The sequence below is a fragment of the Actinoplanes sp. NPDC051494 genome (assembly GCF_044454705.1).
In the GTDB taxonomy this organism is placed as follows: Bacteria; Actinomycetota; Actinomycetes; order Mycobacteriales; family Micromonosporaceae; genus Actinoplanes.
The window spans coordinates 143,416-160,339 of sequence record NZ_JBITDZ010000005.1 but is presented as its reverse complement, the minus strand read 5'-3'; the positions used below and the strand labels follow the sequence as shown (position 1 = coordinate 160,339).

Genomic DNA, 16,924 nt, shown 5'->3' with positions numbered 1-16,924 from the left:
GCGGTGCTCACCGCCCGGGCCGCCGATCCGGGTGAACGTCATACCGCGTGCTGCAGCGCCCACTCGAGGGCCTTGTCGGCGACCTGTTCCCAGCCGGGCTCGGCGCAGGTCCAGTGTGAGCGGCCGTCGAACTCGAAGTATTCGGTGACGGTCGTCGTGCCCTTGTAGTGCTTGGCGTTGGACCGGTTCACCGACGGCGGCATGATGTGGTCCGCGCCGCCCGCGATGAACAGCAGCGGGGCCCGCTGTTCGTTGTGGAAGTTCACCCACGTCTCCTGCTTGCCCGGGGTGAAGTTCGCGAGCAGCCCGTAACTCCACACCCAGCTGCCCGGTGCCGCGATCGCATAGCGGTCGTAGGCCGCACGCGAGTCCTGCTCGGACAGCGTGTTGGTGAACGCGTAACGGAACTGTTCGGCGGTGAACCCGGCCGCCTGGTGCCGTTTCGCCGGGTTGTTCAGCACCGGGAACAGCGACTTGATCTGCGACGGCGGGTTGACCCGGATGCCCTCCGGCGGTGCCGAGTCGATCACCACGCCCGCCGCGCCGAGCCCGCGGTCGAGCAGCAGCTGGGTCAGGGTGCCACCGAACGAGTGCCCGATGATGATCGGCTTCTCGTCCAGCCCGGTGATGAGCTTCTCCAGGTGCGCCACGGTCTCGGGAACGGTGACGGTCGCGATCGGGGTCGGGTCGGCGCGCAGCGCCTCCACCTCCACCTCGAAGCCCGGGTACGCCGGGGTCAGCACCGTGTGCCCCTTGCCCTCGTAGTAGGGGACCCAGTGTTCCCAGCTGCGCGGGGTCATCCAGAGTCCGTGGACCAGAACGATCGTGCTCATGCGGTGTACTCCTCCACAAAGGCCAGCAGGTCCGTGCCGAGTTGCTGCTTGTGCGTGTCGGTGATGCCGTGCGGTGCTCCCGGGTACACGAGCAGTCGAGCATCCTTGATACGTGTCGCGGAAGCCTCCGCACCCACTGCGAAAGGAACGACCCGGTAGCCGTTCCCGGCGAGGAACAGCGCCTGCGCCTGCCAGCTGTCGGCGTTGAGCGGCCACCCGTGGCTGAGCACGACCGGGCGCCCGGCGCCTCAGTCCTCGTAGCGGATCTCGGCACCGTCTCCGGTGGTCACGAAAGGTATGCGCCGGTCGTCAGGCGGTGTTGCCGGTGGGGGTCAGCTCGACGGCCGGGTCGAGGTGCAGGATGCCGCCGAGGATCTGCCACACCTGGCCGGCCAGCCAGCCGGTCAGCGCGTCGAGGCCGGTCTCGTCGCGGTGGTCGAGCCACCACAGGACGCTGCCGTCGACCAGCCCGGCGATCCCGGCGATGACGTGGGCCGGCGGCCGGGCGTCGTGCCCGGCCGTGCCGAGGTACGACGTGACCGCGGCGAGCAACTCGTCGACGGCCGCGGGGGAGTCGAGCCCGGCCCGGAAACGGTAGAGGTTGGGATGGGCGACCGCCCACCCCAGCACCCGGCCGATGAGCCCGTGAATCACCTGCGGCGGGGTGCCCCGGGCGGTCAGCGACGGCCGGATCCACTCGCTGAGCAGCCGCGCGGCGTGCCGGCCGACCGCCCGGTCGAGGTCGTCCTTGCCGGTGAAGTGGCGGTAGACGTGTGGCCGGGGCAGCCCCGCCTGGTCGGCGATCGAGCCCAGCCCGGCGCCGGCGCCGTGTTCCTCGATGGCCCGGACCGCCGCCTCGACGATCCGTTGCCGCCGGTGCGCGCGCTCGTCCGCGGCTCCGGCGGCCCGTCGCGCGGCGATGGTGTCACGCATTCCGCAACATTAGCGGGGTACAGTCCGTACCCACGCCTGGGTACAGCCTGTACCCACCCGCTCGCCGGTGGAGGACCCCATGCCCGACCCCGCCCTGCTCCAAGACGTTCTCGACGGTCGCTGGGCCCACGTCCGGCAGGCCGCGCGCACCGAGCTCGCCGGCGCCCACTTCGCGACCGTGCACGGCGAGACCCTCGAGCAGGCCCGCGACCGGGTCTCCCGGCTGATCACCGAACTGCCCGCCGACCCGGGCGTGGCGGCCGGCTTCCCCGTCGAGTACGGCGGCAGCTCCGACCCCGGCGGCTCGGTGGTGGCCGCCGAGATGCTCGCCCAGCTCAACCTGTCGCTCATGGTCAAGGCCGGCGTGCAGTGGGGCCTGTTCGGCGGCGCTGTGGTGGCGCTCGGCACCCGGTACCACCACGACCGGTACCTGCGCGACATCATCTCCGCCGACCTCATGGGCTGTTTCGCGATGACCGAGACCGGCCACGGCTCCGACGTGCAGCAACTGCGCACCACCTGCGAGTACGACCCGGAGACCAAGACGTTCGACCTGCACACCCCGCACGACGCCGCCCGCAAGGACTATATCGGCAACGCGGCCCGCGACGGCCGGATGGCGGTCGTGTTCGCCCAGCTGATCACCGGTGGCCGGCGCTACGGCGTACACGCGTGGCTGGTCCCGATCCGCGACGGGGCCGGCCGCCCGCTGCCCGGTGTCACGCTCGGCGACGACGGGCACAAGGCCGGCCTGCCCGGCGTCGACAACGGCCGGATCGGCTTCGACCACGTACGGGTGCCCCGCGAGATGCTGCTCGACCGCTACGGCCAGGTCGCGCCGGACGGGACGTACTCCAGTTCGATCGAGAACGACACCCGGCGTTTCTTCACCATGCTCGGCACCCTCGTCCGCGGCCGCGTCGTGGTCGGCGGCTCGGCGGCCGCGGCGGCCAAGAACGCGCTCACCATCGCGGTGCGTTACGGCGAGACCCGCCGCCAGTTCACCGCGCCCGGCGGGAAGCGCGAGGTCGCCCTCAACGACTACCTCGCCCACCAGCGCATCCTGCTGACCGCGCTGGCCACCACGTACGCGCTGACGTTCGCCCAGGAGGAGCTGGTCGGCACCCTGCACGACGTCCAGACCGGCGCGGAACCGGCCGGCGAGCACCGCCAGCGCGAGCTCGAGTCCCGCGCGGCCGGTCTCAAGGCGGTGCAGACCTGGCACGCCACCCGCACCATCCAGGCCTGCCGGGAGGCCTGTGGCGGCGCCGGCTACCTCGCCGAGAACGCCCTGCCCGGGCTCAAGGCCGACACCGACGTGTTCACCACGTTCGAGGGTGACAACACCGTCCTGCTGCAACTGGTCGCCAAGGGCCTGCTCACCGGGTACCGCGACGCGTTCGGCTCCCTCGACGGCTGGGGCCGGGCCACGTTCGTCGCCGAGCAGGTCCGCGCCATGGTCCTGGAACGCACCGCGGCCCGTACGCTGATCCAGCGCCTCGTCGACGCCGTCCCCGGCCGCACCGAGGAGGTCGCGCTCACCGACCGCGGCTGGCACCTGGCCATGTTCGAGGACCGTGAGAAGCACCTGCTCGACGGCGCCATCCGCCGCCTGCGCAAAGGCGCGGCCACCAAGAAGGACCGGCCGTTCGACATCTTCAACGACGTCCAGGACCACGTGCTGCGCACCGCGTCGGCCCACATCGACCGGGTCGTCCTGGAGGCCTTCGTCGCCGGCGTCGACCGCGCGGCCGACCCCGCGGTCAAGGCCCTGCTGTCCAAGGTCTGCGACCTGTACGCGCTGACCACCATCGAGGCGGACAAAGGCTGGTTCCTGGAGCACCAGCGCCTCACCCCGGCCCGCTCCAAAGCGGTCACCGCCATGGTCAACGACCTGCTGCGCCAGCTCCGCCCGCACCTGCGGACCCTGGTCGACGCGTTCGCCGTCCCCGAGGAGTGGCTCAACGCCGCGATCCTGCGCGAGGAGCCGGCCCGCCAGCAGGCGATGGCCACCGAGGACGACACCCTGGTCGACGCCACCGCCACGGACCTGGCGGTGGCCCCGGCCCAGTGAGGTCGGGCCCAGTGAGGTCGGGCCCAGTGAGGGTGGGTCAGTTGGCGAGTTCGGAGAAGAAGACGCCGATGTTGCGGAACATGTCGACGACGCCGTCACCGATGCCGCGGGCGATGTCCGCCGCCGGGCCCGGATTGGTGCCGATATAGAAGACGACCAGGGCAAGGAGCACCCAGCCGAGGACCTTCTTCATGACTCACCTGTTCCATGATCTCGACATGACCCGGTGATCGTGACACATGTGAGCACGCCTCACCTGCAAACACGCGCGCTACCGGTCGGGGCCGAGCGCTGTGCGGGCCGCGGTGAGGATGCGCTGCGACAGGTCGGTGCCGGTGGTCGCGCGGGACAGCAGCAGCGCGCCCACCATCGTGGCGAGCGTGACGAGGTCCTCGTCGGTGGCGCCCGGGTCCTCGCCGGTGTGGTCCGGGTCCTCGTCGCTGTCGTCCGGGCCGAGCCAGCGGGCGAAGTCCTCGACGCCGCGCGCGAACGGCTCCCGGGCCGGGCTGTCCGGCCCCTCACGGGCGACGTCCGGCCCGAAGCCGGTGGTGGGGCAGCCGTTGCCGGGGTCGTCGCGGTGGGCGGGGGACAGGTAGTAGTCGAGCAGTTCGCGCCGGGCCGCGTCGTGGTCACCCGGGTGCCGCGCGTCCGCGCCGTGCAGACGGCCGGCCATGCCCGCGTACGCGTCCCCGACCGCCTCGGCGACCAGGGCCTCCTTGGACGCGAACCGCTTGTAGAACCCGCCGTGCGTCAGCCCGGCCGCTGCCATGAGGTCGGCGACGCTGACGCCCTGGACGCCGCGCTCGCGGAAGAGCCGAGCGGCGGTCTCGACCACGCGCTGCCGGTTCGCCTGTGCCTGTGCCTGCGATACCCGTGCCATGCCGACCATTGTATGACGCTCGTCATCTAACCTTGCGGCCATTAGATGTCGACCATAATCTAAACGCATGGACATCACGAACTCCGTAGCAGTCGTCACCGGCGCCAACCGTGGCCTCGGCCGCCGCTTCGCCGAACAGCTCATCGCCCGCGGCGCCAAGGTCTACGCGGCCGCCCGCAACCCCGAGGCGATCGACCTGGCGGGCGCCGTCGCCCTCCAGCTCGACGTGACCGACCCCGGGTCGGTGGCCCGGGCCGCCACGATCGCCTCGGACGCCACCCTCGTGGTCAACAACGCCGGCTCCGCGACCGGCGCCGACCTGCTCACCGGCGACCTCGACAAGATCCGCCTGGAGATGGAGACGCACTATTTCGGCACCCTCGCGGTCAGCCGGGCGTTCGCCCCCGTCCTCGAGGCGAACGGCGGCGGTGCGTACCTCAACGTCCTGTCCGTGCTGTCCTGGCTGCACCCGGGCGCGCTCGGCGGCTACACCGCGGCCAAGGCGGCCGAGTGGGCGCTGAGCGACGCCCTGCGCGACCAGCTCGCCCCGAAGGGCATCACGGTCACCTCCCTGCACGTCGGTTACATGGACACCGACATGGCCGCCGGCATCCCCGCCGACCAGAAGATCGACCCGGCGCTGGTGGCGGCCCTCGCGCTGGACGCGGTCGAGCAGGGCCGGCCGGAGATCCTCGCCGACGACCTGACCCGGCAGGTCAAGGTGGGCCTGGCCACGGCGCTCCAGTCCTGAGACCGGATCATGGATACGGTTGGGGCTCACCCGTTCGGGGTACGCCACCGCCATGTCCGTCTACGCCGCTGAGGCGATCACATCCGCAGGCTCCGGCCAACTGGTCCTCGCCGCGGTGCTCGGTATCGCCGTCGTCGTCCTGTTGATCGCCTGGGCCAAATGGCACCCGTTCCTCGCGCTGATCGTCGGGGCCGCCGTGCTCGGGCTCACCGCCGGGGCCGCCGCCGGCGCCACCGTCAAGTCGTTCACCGCCGGGGTCGGCAGCACCGTCGGCAGCGTCGGGTTGCTGATCGCGCTCGGTTCGATGATCGGGGCGCTGCTGGCCGAGTCCGGCGGGGCCGACGGCATCGTCAACGCGATCGTGCGGCGGTTCCACGGCAGTGCGCTGCCGTGGGCCATGGCCGGGGTGGCCGCGCTGATCGGCCTGCCGTTGTTCTTCGAGGTCGGCGTCGTGCTGCTGGTGCCGATCGTGCTGCTGGTCGCACAGCGCACCGGGGTCTCGCTGCTCAAGATCGGGATCCCGGCGCTGGCCGGGCTGTCGGTGCTGCACGGGCTGGTCCCGCCGCACCCGGGGCCGCTGGTCGCGGTGGCCAGCCTCAACGCCGACCTCGGCCTGACGCTGGCGTTCGGCCTGATCTGCGCGATCCCCACGGTGATCATCGCGGGCCCGGTGTTCGGCACGTTCATCGCCAAGCGGGTGCCGATCGCGATCCCCGCCGCGCGGGTCCCGGCGGCGCCGGTCGAGCCGGGCGGCGCGAGCCCGGCCGGCGACGACGCCGACGCCCCGGTGCGGGACCGGCGCAACCCGGGCGTCGTGCCGGCGGTGCTCACGATCCTGCTGCCCATCGTGCTGATGCTGCTGCGGGCCGTCGCGGAGCTGACCCTGGACGAGGGCACCACCGTCCGTACCGTGTTCGAGAACCTCGGTGAGCCGGTCGTGGCGCTGCTGTTCGGTGTGCTGCTCGCCATGTGGACGCTCGGCAAGCGGGCCGGCTTCGACCGGGCACAGACCTCGTCCGTGCTGGGTGGTGCGCTGCCGCCGATCGCCGGGATCCTGCTCATCGTGGCCGCGGGCGGCGGGTTCAAGCAGGTGCTGGTGGACGCCGGGGTCGGCAACGTGGTCGCCGACGCGGCCAAGGACGCGAACATCTCGGCGCTGGTGCTGGGCTTCCTGGTGGCGGTCGGCATCCGGGTCGCGACCGGTTCGGCGACCGTGGCCACGATCACCGCGGCCGGCATCGTCGCGCCGCTGGCCGCAACCCTGGACAAGCCCGAGGTCGCGCTGCTCGCGCTGGCCATCGGCAGCGGGTCACTGTTCTTCTCGCACGTCAACGACGCCGGGTTCTGGCTCGTCAAGGAGTACTTCGGGATGACCGTCGGGCAGACCATCAAGACGTGGTCGGTGATGGAGACGATCATCTCGGTGGTCGGTTTCGGCTGCGTGATGCTGCTGAGCCTCGTCGTGTAAAAGTGATCTTCGGCTCGCCCGTTTCTCAAGGTCGTCACAGGTCCGCGGGGAAACATGATGACCATGCGTAGACGGACTCTGTTGCTCGCCCTGGCGGGCGTCGCGGGCGGCGGGAGCCTCGCCGCCTGCACCGCGGAGACCGACATCGGTATGGCGGGGGCCACCACGGCGTCGGCGACCGCCGTGCCGATCCTCGCCTCCACCACGGCGTCGTCGCTGGCGCCGCAGTCCATCCGGACGGTGTACACGCCGCCGCCGGGCAGCGCGCCCGCCACGGCGTACGCGCTGGGCCGGCGGGTCCTGGCGTTCAGCCGCGGCGACCGGTCCCTGCCGACCACGGTCTGGTACCCGGCGGCCGGCACCGCGCCGGCGAACCCGGCCGCCGTCGACAACGCCGAACCGGCGGCGGGCCGGTTCCCGCTGGTGCTGTTCAGCCACGGCCTGACGTCGCAGCCGGACGACTACGCCGACATGCTGATGCGGTGGGCGCAGGCCGGGTTCGTGGTGGCCGGCCCGACGTATCCGAACACGTGGTACGGCGCGACCGCCTTCGACGCGAACGACATCGTGAACCAGCCGGCGGACGCCTCGCACGTCATCGACCTGCTGCTGGCGTCCGCGGGGGCGGTGACCGCGGCGATCGACCCGAACCGGATCGCCGCGGCCGGGCACTCGGCGGGTGGCATCACCACCGTCGGCCTGTTCAGCGCGCGCCGTGACGAGCGGCTCAAGGCCGGGATCGTGTTCGCCGGCACCGACTTCCAGGCGACGCCGTTGACCGGTCCCGCGGCGGCGATGATGTTCGTGCACGGCCGCAAGGACACCACCGTCACGTACGGCGCCGGTCACACCGTGTACGCGGCGGTCCCGTGGTCGCGGGCCATGCTGTCGATCACCGACGGCGGCCATGTGACCGGGAGCGACGACTTCGAGGCGACCACTGCCACCACGACGGAGTTCCTGCGCTACGCGCTGTACGGCGACGCCGCCGCGCGGACCCGGCTCCCCGGGGCGGCGGCGGTCGGCGACGTCGCCACGTTCGAGAACCAACTCTGATCCCGGTGTGTGATGTGCGCCGCGTCCGGGCGGTCCCGGACGCGAGTATCCGGGCGCCCGAGTGGGCATAACGGGCGCACAGGGCCAGGTCACGACCGCGTCCGACATGTAAGCAATTGGGGTGACCCTCGAAAGGCGGTGCCAGATCTCCGTGGCTAACGTTAAGCGGGTGACTTTCTGGACCCGAAAACGCGAACGCTCCCTTTTTGCCAACTCTGGATCGTTGGTGATCTGCGGTCTGCTGGCCGGCGTGGTGGTCGCGGCCGCCTCGTTCCCGGCCGTCGCGATGTCGGGCCTCGCGGCCAAGGCCGGTTCCGAGGGTTTCGCGGAGCTGCCGGACACGCTGGAGACGCTGTCCGCCCCGCAGGTCACCCGGATCTTCGCGTCCGACGGCAAGACCCAGATCGCGGTCATGTACGACGAGTTCCGCAGCGACGTGCCGCTCGACGAGATCTCGGTCAACATGCAGAACGCGATCGTGGCGGCCGAGGACCACCAGTTCTACGAGCACAACGGCGTCGACCTCAAGGGTGTGGCGCGCGCGTTCGTCAACAACAAGAACGGTGGCGCGCAGCAGGGCGCCTCGACGCTGACGATGCAGACCGTGCGGATGACGCTGGCCTACACGGCCAAGACGCCGAGCGAGGCGGTCAACGCCACGAAGGACTCCCCGGAGCGCAAGCTCACCGAGATGAAGTACGCGCTGCAGCTCGAGAAGGAGCTGACCAAGCAGGAGATCCTGGAGCGCTACCTGAACGTGGCGCCCTACGGCAACGGCGCCTACGGGGTGTACGCCGGCAGTCAGGTGTACTTCAAGAAGAAGCCGAAGGACCTGACGATCGGTGAGGCCGCGCTGCTGGCCGGCATGGTCAAGGCGCCCACCGCGTTCGACCCGACCACGCCCAGCGGCTACCCGCAGGCGCTGGACCGGCGCAACTACATCATCGACAACATGCTCGAGATGAAGTACATCACCGCGGACCAGGCGGCCGCGGCCAAAAAGGAGAAGCTGGCCCGTACCGCCAACCACCCCGGCAACGGCTGCACCCAGGTCGCCAAGAACAACTGGGGCTTCTTCTGCGACTACTTCTACCGCTGGTGGCTGGGTCAGGAGGAGTTCGGTGCCAACACGTACGAGCGTGAGCGCCAGCTCAAGAGCGGTGGCTACCGGGTCGTGACCTCACTGGACGTCAAGGCCCAGGCCTCGGCGCGCAAGGAGATCACCGATGTCATCGGCGACAACAACCGCAACGCGCTGATGCTGGCCGCGGTGCAGCCGGGCACCGGCCGGGTCCAGGCGCTCGCCGCGAACCGTAAGTACAAGCTGGACAACGAGAACAAGAACAAACTGAGCTCCAACCCGGACCTCGCCGAGCAGGGCATCCGCGGCACGTACCCGAACACCACCAACCCGATCATCACCGGTGGTGGCGACATCACCGGTTACCAGGCGGGTTCGGTGTTCAAGATGTTCACGATGGTCGCGGCGCTGGAGAACGGGTACGGCCTGGACCACTCGATCACCTCCGGTTCCACGTACAAGTCCGGGTACGTGATCGATCCGAGCTCGGACGCGGCCTGCCCGGGCACGCACTTCTACTGCCCGAAGAACGCCTCGGCGAGCGAGCAGGGCACCTTCAACATGTGGACCGGTTTCGGCAAGTCGGTGAACACCTATTTCGTGCCGCTGCAGGAGCAGGTCGGCGCGGACAAGGTGGTCGACGTGGCCAAGCGGTTCGGCATCCAGTTCCGGGCCGCCTCCGATGCGAAGCTGGTGGCCGACCCGGCCACGGCGCGCACGTTCGGCGCGTTCACGCTGGGCGTCACGTCGTCGACGCCGCTGGACATCGCGAACGCGTACGCCACGCTGGCCGGGGACGGCATGTACTGCAAGCCGACCCCGATCCAGAAGATCACCGCGGCCGACGGCAGCACGGTGAAAGCCGGCCAGCCGGAGTGCTCCCGGGTGACGTCGAAGGACGTGGCCCGTGAGGCGCTCGACGCGGCCCGCTGCCCGGTCGGCGACCAGGCCCAGCTCGGCACCTGCAACGGCTCGACCGAGCGCAACGCCCGCTCGGTCGTGGGTCACCCGGTCTTCGGCAAGACCGGCACCACCGACGCCGACAAGACCGCCGCCCTGGTGGTCGGCACCCGCTCCACGGTCGTGGCCGGCTACCTGGTCAACCCGGACTGGTCGAACCACACCGACAAGATGGACCACGACATCGTGAATCCGGCGGTCTACCGCACGGTGGCGGACTTCATGGAGGGCAAGCCTTCGGAGGAGTTCAAGAAACCGGGGGAGTGAAACTTCCGGTGGTCAACCGGGACGGGCCGGCAGCTGTACAGCTGCCGGCCCGTTTTTCTGTCTTGCGCGGCGCTCATGACCCGGGAGAGACTGCGGTAGCCCGTCCGGAACATGCCCGGAAGTTTCGGCCGGACGGGACAGGACTGACTGGAGGAGTCATGACCGTGCTGCACCCTGTTCCCGGCGGTTCGGTCGGCCGTTCCCGGTGGAGCGACCGCGACCTGGAGCCCGCCGAGCGGGCCGGCGCGCTGCTCGCCGAACTGACCCTCGAGGAGAAGATCGCGCAGCTCGGCAGCGTGTGGCACGGCTTCGCCGCGGACAACACCGGCGACGTGGCCCCCATGCAGGAGGTCTTCGCCGCCGGGTCGCGCTCGTTCGCCGACGCCGTCCGGGGCGGCATCGGGCACCTGACCCGGCCGTTCGGCACCGCCCCGGTCACCGCCGAGCAGGGCCGGCAGCGTGTCGCCGAGATGCAGACCGAGGTCGTCGCGGCGTCCCGGCTCGGCGTCCCGGCGATCGTGCACGAGGAGTGCCTCACCGGGTTCACCACGCTGGGCGCGACCGTGTACCCGTCGGCGCTGGCCTGGGCCGCCACGTTCGACCCGGAGCTGGTCGAGCGGATGGCGGCCGCGATCGCCGCGGACATGCGCGCGGTCGGCGTGCACCAGGGCCTGTCACCCGTGCTCGACGTGGTGCGCGACTACCGGTGGGGCCGGGTCGAGGAGACGCTCGGCGAGGACCCCTACCTGGTGGCGACGCTCGGCACCGCGTACGTGAAGGGCCTGGAACGTCAGGGTGTCGTCGCGACGCTCAAGCACTTCGCCGGGTATTCCGCGTCCCGGGCGGCCCGCAACCACGGCCCGGTCGCGATGGGCCCGCGGGAGCTGCGCGAGATCATCCTGCCGTCGTTCGAGACGGCGCTGCGCGCCGGCGGGGCCCGGTCGGTGATGAACTCGTACGCGGAGATCGACGGTATCCCGGTCGGCGCCGACCCGGCCCTGCTCACCGGCGTGCTGCGCGACGAGTGGGGCTTCGAGGGCGTGGTGGTCTCCGACTACTCCTCCATCGCGTTCCTCAAGAACATGCACCGGGTCGCGGACACCTTCCCCGAGGCCGGCGCGCTCGCCCTGGCCGCGGGCATCGACGTCGAACTGCCCGACACCCTCTGTTACGGCGAGGGCCTGGCGGATCTGGTGCGCTCGGGTCGCGTACCGGAGGAACTGGTCGACCGGGCCGCCCTGCGAGTGCTCCGGCAGAAGGCCGAGCTGGGTCTGCTGGACCCGGACTGGACCCCGCAGGGGTCCGTCGCATCGGGCGAGGGCATCGACTTCGACGCGCCGGCGAACCGGGAGATCGCCCGGGAACTGGCCGAACGCTCGGTGATCCTGCTGGCCGACGAGGGCGGCGTGCTGCCGCTCGCGCCGGATGCCCCGCCCCGGCGGATCGCCGTGATCGGGCCGTGCGCGGACGACCCGCAGGCGTTCATGGGCTGCTACTCGTACCCCAACCACGTGCTGGGTGACTACCCGGAGCTCGGTATCGGGCTCGAGGCCGACTCGCTCTGGACCGCCCTGCGCGCGGAGTTCCCCGGTGACACGTTCACGCTGAACGCCGGATGCCCGATCCGCGACGAGGACCGGTCCGGCTTCCCCGCGGCCCTGCGCGCCGCCGCGGACGCCGACCTGTGCGTCGTGGTGGTCGGCGACCGGGCCGGGCTGTTCGGCCGGGGCACCTCCGGCGAGGGCTGCGACGTGCCCGACCTGACCCTGCCCGGCGTCCAGTCGGAGCTGGTCACCGAGCTGCTGGACGGGGGCACCCCGGTGATCGTGGTGGTCGTCTCCGGCCGGCCGTACGCACTGGGCGCCTACGAGTCGGCCGCCGCGCTGGTCCAGGCGTTCATGCCGGGGGAAGAGGGCGGCGCGGCGATCGCCGGCGTGCTCTCCGGGCGGATCAACCCCAGCGGCAAGCTCCCGGTCCAGGTCCCGCGCCTGCCGGGGGGCCAGCCGGGCACGTATCTGCAGCCGCCGCTCGGCGCGTTCAGCGAGGGGGTCAGCAACCTGGATCCGACGGCGATGTTCGGTTTCGGTCACGGACTCTCCTACACCAGCTTCGCGTACGACGAGTTCGTGGTCAGCGCCCCGACCCTGGCGACCGACGGCTCGGTGCGGGTGTCGGTGCGGATCCGCAACACCGGTACCCGCGACGGCGCCGAGATCGTCCAGCTGTACCTGCACGACGTGCAGGCCGAGGTGACCCGCCCGTTGCAGCAGCTCACCGGGTTCGCCCGGGTCCCGCTCGCGGCCGGTGCGGCGGCCCGGGTCACGTTCACCCTGCACGCCGACCGCACCGCGTTCGTGGGCCGTGACCTGCGCCGGGTCGTCGATCCGGGGGAGATCGAGCTGTCCGCGGGCCCGTCGGTGACCGAGCTGCCCTGCCGGGCGACGGTGACCCTGACCGGTGAGCGCCGGGTCGTCGGCACCGACCGGGTCCTGCACACCCCGGTGGTCATCGACCCCGCCTGATCCGTCCCACGGGAGCGGCGGTGCGGTGCGCACCGCCGCTCCCGTGTGTCCGAACTGGAATCGTTGTGAGGCCGAGTCCCGCGATGCATTGACGCGTGCCGGTGCCAGCTGATGATCTGCAGGGACGGCCATGCCTCCCACCTGCCCCGCGGCGCCTTCCGTTCAGACCGCGGACGTCTGATCGTCTTCCGCCACTCTTCCGGCGGCTATCCGGCACTCCCATGATCCACACAGCGGCGGCGCCTTTCCGGTGTCCGCCGATGAGATGGAGGATTCAAGTGCGGACCCTGGCACGTACGACCGTCGCCCTGCTGGCGGTCACGACTTTCGCGGGCCTGACGGCCTGCGCCCCGCCCGAGAAGGAGAGCGCCTCGGCCGGCACCGGCGCGGCCACCGCGGCGAGCGCCGCCGACCTGGGCGGCCTGGACGCGCTGGTCGCCGCCGCGAAGAAGGAAGGCCAGCTCAACGTCATCGCGCTGCCGCCGACCTGGGCCAACTACGGCGCGATCATCAAGGCGTTCGGCGACAAGTACGGCATCACCGTCAACTCCGCCCAGCCGGACGCGTCGAGCCAGGACGAGATCAACGCCGCCGACCAGCTCAAGGGTCAGGACAAGGCGCCGGACGTGTTCGACCTCGGCGCTGCCGTGGCCAGCGCCAACGTGGCGAAGTTCGCCCCCTACAAGGTCGCCACCTGGGCCGACATCCCGGACGCGCTCAAGGATGCCAACGGCACCTGGACCAACGACTACGGCGGCTACATGTCGATCGGCTACGACAGTGCCAAGGTGCCCGCCCCGGCCTCCTTCGCCGACCTGCTCAAGGCCGAGTACAAGGGCAAGGTCGCGCTCAACGGCGACCCGACCCAGGCCGGTGCCGCGTTCTCCGGTGTCGTGGCGGCCTCGCTGGGCAACGGCGGCTCCGCCGACGACATCGCCCCGGGCGTCGAGTTCTTCGGCAAGCTCAAGAAGGCCGGCAACTTCCTGCCCGTCGACCCGACCCCGGCGACGATCGAGTCCGGGCAGACCTCGGTCGTGCTCGACTGGGACTACCTCAACGTCGCCCAGGGCACCAAGACCACCACGTGGAAGACCGTCGTGCCGGCCGGTGCGGTCGTCGGCTCCTACTACGTGCAGGCCATCAGCAAGGACGCGCCGCACCCCGCCGCCGCCCGGCTCTGGCAGGAGTTCCTCTACTCCGACGAGGGCCAGAACCTGTGGCTCGCCGGTGGCGCCCGCCCGGTGCGTGCCGAGGCGATGGTGAAGGCCGCGACGATCGACTCGGCAGCCTTCGCGGCGCTGCCCCCGGTCGAGGGCACCCCGGTGTTCCAGACCGAGGAGCAGACCACCAAGGCCAAGGAATACCTGACCGCCAACTGGGCCAAGGCCATCGGTTGAGAGCGGCGGCCCGCCTCCTCGGCACCGTGCCGTTCTTCGCGTACGTGGTGATCTTCCTGGTCATCCCCACCCTGGTGGTGGTGATCGGGGCGTTCACCGGCGACGGCGGCTTCACCCTGGACAACGTGACCGCGCTCGGGGACTCCTACATCCTCGAGGCGTTCGGGCGCAGCATCCTGCTCTCCGCGGTCACCGCGATCATCGGCGCGGTGCTGGGGGCGGTCCTCGCGTACGTCATCGCCACCGCGAAGCCCGGCGGCCCGCTGCGCCGGCTCGTCACGTCGGCGGCCGGGGTGCTGGCCCAGTTCGGCGGCGTCACCCTGGCGTTCGCGTTCCTGGCCACCATCGGTCTGTCCGGCTTCGTCACGGTGTTCCTGCGTGACCACCTGGGCACCGACATCTACTCCGGCGGGGTGTGGCTGTTCGAGCTGCCGGGGCTGATGCTCGTCTACACGTACTTCCAGATCCCGCTCATGGTCATCGTGTTCCTGCCCGCGCTCGACGGCATCAAACCGCAGTGGCGCGAGGCGACCGAGAGCCTCGGCGGCTCCACCTGGCACTACTGGACCCGGGTGGCCGGCCCGCTGCTGGCCCCGGCGTTCCTCGGGTCCACCTTGCTGCTGTTCGCCAACGCGTTCTCGGCGTACGCGACCGCGGCCGCCCTGGTCAGCCAGGGCGCCCCGATCGTGCCGCTGCAGATCCGCAGCGCGCTGACCAGCGAGGTCGTGCTCGGCCAGCAGAACCTCGGCAAGGCGATGGCGCTCGGCATGGTCGTCGTCGTAGCCGTGGTGATGACCCTGTACGCCGTGCTGCAGAAGAGGACCGCGCGATGGCTGGGGTGAGGGCCCGTGCCGCTACCCAAGCCTGGACTATCAGTCGGCGGAGCCGGCTACGCCGTCAGCGCGCGTTCCGCTGGGCCGTACTGATCGTGCTGGGGTTGTTCTTCCTGCTCCCGCTCGCCGCGATGCTGGAGTTCAGCACCCGCGGTGCCGGCGGCACCTGGTCCCTGCTGGTCGACTGGCCGCGACTGTCCACGACGTACCCGGACCTGGCCGACGGCATCGTCGCGTCGCTGGGCCAGGCGGTGCTGACCGCGCTGCTGATGCTGGTGCTGCTGGTGCCGACCGCGGTGTGGGTGCGGCTGCGACTGCCGAGACTGCGGCCGCTGATCGAGTTCCTCTGCCTGCTGCCGCTGACCATCCCGGCGATCGTGCTGGTGGTCGGGCTGGCCCCGGTGTACGCCTGGGTCAACTATTTCCTCGGCGGCTCGTCGCTGACGCTGACGTTCGCGTACACGATCCTGGTGCTGCCGTACGCGTACCGGGCGATCGACGCCGGGCTGTCCGCGATCGACGTGAAGACGCTCGCCGAGGCCGCCCGTGGCCTGGGCGCGAGCTGGTTCACCGTGATCGCCCGGGTGGTGCTGCCCAACATCCGCTCGGCGGTGCTGTCGGCGTCGTTCCTGACCGTCGCCCTGGTCCTCGGCGAGTTCACCATCGCGTCGCTGCTGAACCGCACCAACCTGCAGGTGGCGATCAACCTGCTCGGCAAGAGCAGCGCCACGATGTCGGTCGCGGTGTCGCTGGCGGCGCTGCTGCTGGCGTTCGTACTCCTCATGCTGTTGTCCCTGTTCGGCGACCGACGGAAGGCCTCCCGATGACGGGCGTGGCAGTGCACCTGAACGACCTGCGCCGCAGTTTCGGCCAGGTGGCGGCCCTGGACGGGCTCGACCTGCACATCGAGCCGGGCGAGCTGATCGCCCTGCTCGGCCCGTCCGGCTGCGGCAAGACCACCGCGCTGCGGATCCTCGCCGGCCTGGAGGACGCCGACACCGGCCGGGTCCTGGTCGGCGGCAAGGACATCACCGCGCTGCCGGCCAGCCGGCGCGACATGGGCATGGTGTTCCAGGCGTACAGCCTGTTCCCGCACCTGACCGCGCTGGAGAACGTCCAGTTCGGCCTCAAGCTGCGCAAGCGCGCGGCCGGGGGCCGGGCCGCCGAGATGCTCGACCTGGTCGGCATCGGCTCGCACGGCGCCCGATACCCGCACCAGCTCTCCGGCGGCCAGCAGCAGCGGGTCGCGCTGGCCCGGGCCCTCGCCATCGAGCCGCAGGTGCTGCTGCTCGACGAGCCGCTGTCCGCCCTGGACGCCAAGGTCCGGGTCCAGCTGCGCGACGAGATCCGCCGGATCCAGACCGAGGTCGGCACCACCACGCTGTTCGTCACCCACGACCAGGAGGAGGCGCTCGCGATCGCGGACCGGGTCGGCGTCATGCGCGCCGGGCGTCTCGAACAGCTCGCCGCGCCGCCGGAGGTCTACCTGCGCCCGGCGACCGCGTTCGTCGCGGACTTCGTCGGTCTCAGCAACCGCCTGCCGGGCCGCCTCGACGGCGACGCCGTCTCGGTGCTGGGCACCCGCCTTCCCCTGGTCCGGCCGGCGTCCGGCGGGCCCGGGGTCACCGCTCTGGTACGCCCGGAGTCCGTCGTCGTGGTGCCGGACGCCGACGGTGACGCCCGCGTGCTGACCACGGCGTTCCTGGGTGCGACCAGTCGCGTCACGGTGACCCGCGGCGACGACGTGATCGTCGCGCAGATCGGCGGCGACCTGCTCGCCGACCTCCCGCCCGGCGCCCCGGTCCGCGTCGAGCTGCGTCCGGTCCCGGTGGCCCTGCTGCAATAGTGGCCCTGCTGGAGTAAAGATCC

Annotated in this window: 14 protein-coding genes and 1 pseudogene; 10 read left to right on the top strand and 5 right to left on the bottom strand. The window is 71.1% G+C overall.

Going from position 1 to position 16,924, the window contains the following annotated elements; all coding sequences use genetic code 11:
• Window positions 1–38 precede the first annotated feature (38 nt).
• The 3 genes and pseudogenes from ACIA6A_RS19870 to ACIA6A_RS19860 form a co-directional block, all read right to left on the bottom strand.
• Complete coding sequence (locus ACIA6A_RS19870; RefSeq protein WP_396099178.1) at window positions 39–833, bottom strand: alpha/beta hydrolase; 795 nt, start codon at window positions 831–833, stop codon at window positions 39–41.
• A 146-nt stretch (window positions 834–979) separates the two neighbouring features.
• Window positions 980–1,132: pseudogene (locus tag ACIA6A_RS19865) on the bottom strand (alpha/beta fold hydrolase); the annotation flags it as partial.
• A 10-nt stretch (window positions 1,133–1,142) separates the two neighbouring features.
• Window positions 1,143–1,766: a TetR/AcrR family transcriptional regulator gene (locus ACIA6A_RS19860; RefSeq protein WP_396099177.1), complete on the bottom strand. Its 624-nt coding sequence runs from the start codon at window positions 1,764–1,766 to the stop codon at window positions 1,143–1,145.
• Window positions 1,767–1,845: 79 nt separating this feature from the next.
• Between ACIA6A_RS19860 and ACIA6A_RS19855 the strand changes: the two genes are divergently transcribed.
• Window positions 1,846–3,840 carry an acyl-CoA dehydrogenase gene (locus tag ACIA6A_RS19855; protein WP_396099176.1) on the top strand — a complete coding sequence of 665 codons (1,995 nt, stop codon included), beginning with the start codon at window positions 1,846–1,848 and terminating at the stop codon, window positions 3,838–3,840.
• 37 nt (window positions 3,841–3,877) lie between these two features.
• Here the strand turns inward: ACIA6A_RS19855 and ACIA6A_RS19850 are convergent, their stop codons facing one another.
• Together ACIA6A_RS19850 and ACIA6A_RS19845 are read right to left on the bottom strand one after the other, a co-directional pair.
• On the bottom strand, window positions 3,878–4,033 hold the full coding sequence (locus ACIA6A_RS19850; RefSeq protein WP_396099175.1) for a hypothetical protein: 156 nt from the start codon (window positions 4,031–4,033) through the stop codon (window positions 3,878–3,880).
• 78 nt (window positions 4,034–4,111) lie between these two features.
• Complete coding sequence (locus tag ACIA6A_RS19845; protein WP_396099174.1) at window positions 4,112–4,720, bottom strand: TetR/AcrR family transcriptional regulator; 609 nt, start codon at window positions 4,718–4,720, stop codon at window positions 4,112–4,114.
• Window positions 4,721–4,787: 67 nt separating this feature from the next.
• Between ACIA6A_RS19845 and ACIA6A_RS19840 the strand changes: the two genes are divergently transcribed.
• From ACIA6A_RS19840 to ACIA6A_RS19800, 9 genes are all read left to right on the top strand, one after another.
• Window positions 4,788–5,471 carry an SDR family oxidoreductase gene (locus ACIA6A_RS19840; RefSeq protein WP_396099173.1) on the top strand — a complete coding sequence of 228 codons (684 nt, stop codon included), beginning with the start codon at window positions 4,788–4,790 and terminating at the stop codon, window positions 5,469–5,471.
• 52 nt (window positions 5,472–5,523) lie between these two features.
• The gene (locus ACIA6A_RS19835; protein ID WP_396099172.1) at window positions 5,524–6,939 is read left to right on the top strand and encodes a gluconate:H+ symporter; all 1,416 of its coding nucleotides are present in this window, start codon (window positions 5,524–5,526) and stop codon (window positions 6,937–6,939) included.
• 63 nt (window positions 6,940–7,002) lie between these two features.
• Window positions 7,003–7,995 (top strand): alpha/beta hydrolase family protein, encoded by a 993-nt coding sequence (locus tag ACIA6A_RS19830; RefSeq protein ID WP_396099171.1) that lies wholly within the window; start codon window positions 7,003–7,005, stop codon window positions 7,993–7,995.
• Between the two features lie 169 nt (window positions 7,996–8,164).
• Window positions 8,165–10,303 (top strand): transglycosylase domain-containing protein, encoded by a 2,139-nt coding sequence (locus ACIA6A_RS19825; RefSeq protein ID WP_396099170.1) that lies wholly within the window; start codon window positions 8,165–8,167, stop codon window positions 10,301–10,303.
• A gap of 158 nt (window positions 10,304–10,461) precedes the next feature.
• On the top strand, window positions 10,462–12,825 hold the full coding sequence (locus tag ACIA6A_RS19820) for a glycoside hydrolase family 3 N-terminal domain-containing protein (RefSeq protein WP_396099169.1): 2,364 nt from the start codon (window positions 10,462–10,464) through the stop codon (window positions 12,823–12,825).
• Between the two features lie 278 nt (window positions 12,826–13,103).
• Window positions 13,104–14,222, top strand: coding sequence for an ABC transporter substrate-binding protein (locus ACIA6A_RS19815; RefSeq protein WP_396099167.1), 1,119 nt, complete (start codon window positions 13,104–13,106; stop codon window positions 14,220–14,222).
• A complete protein-coding gene (locus ACIA6A_RS19810; RefSeq protein WP_396099166.1) occupies window positions 14,219–15,064 on the top strand; it encodes an ABC transporter permease in 846 nt (281 codons plus the stop codon). The genes ACIA6A_RS19815 and ACIA6A_RS19810 overlap by 4 nt, the downstream gene beginning before the upstream one ends.
• Before the next feature lie 86 nt (window positions 15,065–15,150).
• Entirely contained in the window at window positions 15,151–15,882 is a 732-nt protein-coding gene (locus ACIA6A_RS19805; RefSeq protein WP_396099164.1) for an ABC transporter permease, read from the top strand.
• On the top strand, window positions 15,879–16,901 hold the full coding sequence (locus ACIA6A_RS19800) for an ABC transporter ATP-binding protein (RefSeq protein ID WP_396099163.1): 1,023 nt from the start codon (window positions 15,879–15,881) through the stop codon (window positions 16,899–16,901). The genes ACIA6A_RS19805 and ACIA6A_RS19800 overlap by 4 nt, the downstream gene beginning before the upstream one ends.
• Window positions 16,902–16,924: the final 23 nt, after the last annotated feature.

Excerpts from the sequence above, each read along its gene's own strand:
- ACIA6A_RS19870 (WP_396099178.1), bottom strand. The coding sequence starts at position 833 with ATGAGCACGATCGTTCTGGTCCACGGACTCTGGATGACCCCGCGCAGC.
- ACIA6A_RS19860 (WP_396099177.1), bottom strand. The coding sequence starts at position 1,766 with ATGCGTGACACCATCGCCGCGCGACGGGCCGCCGGAGCCGCGGACGAG.
- ACIA6A_RS19855 (WP_396099176.1), top strand. The coding sequence starts at position 1,846 with ATGCCCGACCCCGCCCTGCTCCAAGACGTTCTCGACGGTCGCTGGGCC.
- ACIA6A_RS19850 (WP_396099175.1), bottom strand. The coding sequence starts at position 4,033 with ATGAAGAAGGTCCTCGGCTGGGTGCTCCTTGCCCTGGTCGTCTTCTAT.
- ACIA6A_RS19845 (WP_396099174.1), bottom strand. The coding sequence starts at position 4,720 with ATGGCACGGGTATCGCAGGCACAGGCACAGGCGAACCGGCAGCGCGTG.
- ACIA6A_RS19840 (WP_396099173.1), top strand. The coding sequence starts at position 4,788 with ATGGACATCACGAACTCCGTAGCAGTCGTCACCGGCGCCAACCGTGGC.
- ACIA6A_RS19835 (WP_396099172.1), top strand. The coding sequence starts at position 5,524 with ATGTCCGTCTACGCCGCTGAGGCGATCACATCCGCAGGCTCCGGCCAA.
- ACIA6A_RS19830 (WP_396099171.1), top strand. The coding sequence starts at position 7,003 with ATGCGTAGACGGACTCTGTTGCTCGCCCTGGCGGGCGTCGCGGGCGGC.
- ACIA6A_RS19820 (WP_396099169.1), top strand. The coding sequence starts at position 10,462 with ATGACCGTGCTGCACCCTGTTCCCGGCGGTTCGGTCGGCCGTTCCCGG.
- ACIA6A_RS19800 (WP_396099163.1), top strand. The coding sequence starts at position 15,879 with ATGACGGGCGTGGCAGTGCACCTGAACGACCTGCGCCGCAGTTTCGGC.